Raw genomic sequence first — 2,586 nt, forward strand, 5'->3', positions numbered from 1 at the left:
TTTTACCGTTACTAGCAGAACAGTTAGTCGTGAGCATGGCCCACATTACCGGTGGTGGTATCGTGGGTAACTTGCCCCGTGCCCTACCCGCGGATGCCTCGGTCACTTTAGAGTGGGGCAGTTGGCCAATTTTACCGATTTTTATGGAATTGCAACGCCTCGGTCAGCTGTCGTTGGCAGACATGCTGGCAACGTTTAATTTGGGGTTGGGGATGATTCTGGTTGTGAAGCCACCCCATGTTGCGCGTGTGTTGGCCATGCTAGCGGATGAAGGTCAAGCCGCGTATCAAGTCGGCACGGTGACGCCTGCCATGTCAGCACAACTCAATTGGCGAGGTAAGCAACCATGGTCATAACCCGTCCAAAGTTAGCAGTGTTTGCATCAGGAACTGGCACTAATTTGGCCGCGCTTATTCAGGCGACTCAGACTGGTGAGGTGCCAGCCGAAATTGTTCGTGTGGTGGTTGATCGTCGTCATACCGGGGCCCAGCAACTTGCTGAAACGGCGGGTATTCCGGTGTTACGGATTAACTATAAAGATTACGCGACACGCGAATTGGCAGAAGACGCCATGTTAACGGTCTTAGCAGCGGATGGTGTGGTGGGTATCTTATTAGCGGGGTATATGCGAATTTTGACCCCTAAGTTGGTAAATGCCTTTCACCAACGCATTATTAATATTCATCCAGCACTGTTGCCCAGCTTCCCTGGCAATTCTGCGATTGCGGATGCGTGGCAGGCTGGTGTTAAAGTGACCGGTGTGACCATCCATTACGTCGATGATGGCGTTGATTCGGGCGAAATTATTGCCCAAGAGGCGGTCAAACTTACTGCAACAGATGATTTGGCACAGTTAACAACTAAAATTCATGCGGTGGAGCATACATTGTATCCAGCTACGGTTGCCATGTTGATTAAAAAAGGAGTATTTGTAAAATGACGCGTGCATTACTAAGTGTTTCAGATAAAACCGGCATTGTCCCATTCGCAACGACGCTACAGACGTTGGGGTTCGAATTAGTTTCAACTGGTGGGACGTTGGCCGTGCTCGAAGCAGCCGGCTTAGCAGTTACGCCGGTTGATACGGTAACTGACTTCCCCGAAATGCTGGACGGACGAGTTAAAACTTTGCACCCACGGATTCATGCTGGCTTGTTAGCGCGGCGTGATGACGAGGCACATATGACCACCTTAGCCACGTATGGCATCACCCCAATTGATTTGGTGGTTGTCAACTTGTATCCGTTTAAAGCCACGATTCAAAAGCCGGGCGTCACACAATCAGACGCCATTGAAAATATTGACATTGGTGGGCCATCGATGTTGCGGTCGGCGGCTAAAAATTATGCGGGTGTGTTACCGGTGGTCGATCCTGCAGATTACCAAATTGTACTTGATCGGTTGCAGTCAGGGACAGCTGATGAAGCTGATTTTCGTCAAGCAATGGCGGCAAAAGTGTTCCGCCATACAGCCGCCTATGATGCGCTTATTGCGACATACCTAACAACCGAAGAATTTCCAACGCAGCAAACACTGACCTATGATCGATTTGATACGCTGCGGTATGGTGAAAATGCGCATCAACAAGCCGCTGCTTACCGCGATGCATTAGGTAGCGAATATTCAGTATTAAGTGCGGACATTTTGCATGGTAAGCAGTTGTCATACAACAATATTCGCGATGCAGATGCGGCATTGCGAATTATCGCAGAGTTTGCGGCACCAACCGTGGTGACGGTGAAGCACATGAATCCGGCTGGTATTGGTCAGGGAGCAACGATTGAGGCGGCGTGGGATGCGGCCTTTGCGGCTGATGATATCTCCATTTTCGGTGGCATTGTGGCTTTGAATCGTGAAGTTGACTTGGCGACAGCTGAAAAGATGCATCAAATTTTCTTGGAAATTATTATTGCGCCTTCCTTTACTGATGACGCGTACGCTGTTTTAGCTAAGAAAAAGAATTTACGACTGTTGACGTTGCCGTTTACGACGGAGCTGCCACAACAGCTTGAAACGACTGCGATTTTGGGCGGCATGGTCATGCAGGAACGCGACTTAACCACCGAAACAATCGCCGATTTCACAGTTGTTAGTCAGGTCCAGCCAACTGCGGCTCAACTGGCAGCAATGGTTTTTGCACAAAAAGCCGTCAAACACGTCAAGTCGAATGCAATTGTGGTCGCACGTGATGGTCAAACGTTAGGCGTTGGTGCAGGGCAACCTAATCGCATTGACTCAGTCAAGTTGGCGATTAACAAGGCAGAAAATAAGGCGGGGTATGACGAGGCTGTTCTGGCATCAGATGCCTTTTTCCCGATGGATGATTCAGTGAGCTACGCAGCCAGTCACGGTATTACAGCGATTGTTGAGCCGGGTGGATCAATTAAGGATCAAGCCTCGATTGATAAGGCAAACGAGCTCGGCATTGCGTTGGTATTTTCTGGCGTACGCCACTTCAAGCATTAGTGGAGGAAACTATGGCAACAGTACTTGTAATTGGCGCGGGTGCACGTGAACATGCCTTGGCACAAGCGTTTGCAAACAGCGCGCAAGTGACGATGGTCTATGTGGCACCAGGCAATGTGG

At 49.7% G+C, this 2,586-nt stretch carries 4 protein-coding genes; all 4 read left to right on the forward strand.

The genetic code is table 11. The features are described from left to right. Positions 1 to 356: AIR synthase-related protein (locus tag WEIDD23_RS14935; RefSeq protein WP_242865505.1), on the forward strand; the 356-nt coding region annotated here is incomplete at its 5' end. After that, positions 347 to 940, forward strand: a complete 594-nt coding sequence (purN, locus tag WEIDD23_RS10190) for a phosphoribosylglycinamide formyltransferase (RefSeq protein WP_010372630.1) — start codon at positions 347 to 349, stop codon at positions 938 to 940. The genes WEIDD23_RS14935 and purN, both read left to right, overlap by 10 nt. Next, positions 937 to 2,466, forward strand: coding sequence for a bifunctional phosphoribosylaminoimidazolecarboxamide formyltransferase/IMP cyclohydrolase (gene purH / locus WEIDD23_RS10195; RefSeq protein ID WP_010372632.1), 1,530 nt, complete (start codon positions 937 to 939; stop codon positions 2,464 to 2,466). Before purN ends, purH begins: the two co-directional genes overlap by 4 nt. Before the next feature lie 11 nt (positions 2,467 to 2,477). Then, on the forward strand, positions 2,478 to 2,586 hold a 109-nt coding region (locus WEIDD23_RS12840), incomplete at its 3' end, for a hypothetical protein (protein WP_156469627.1).

The organism is Weissella sp. DD23 (assembly GCF_001579105.1).
In the GTDB taxonomy this organism is placed as follows: domain Bacteria; phylum Bacillota; class Bacilli; order Lactobacillales; family Lactobacillaceae; genus Weissella; species Weissella cibaria.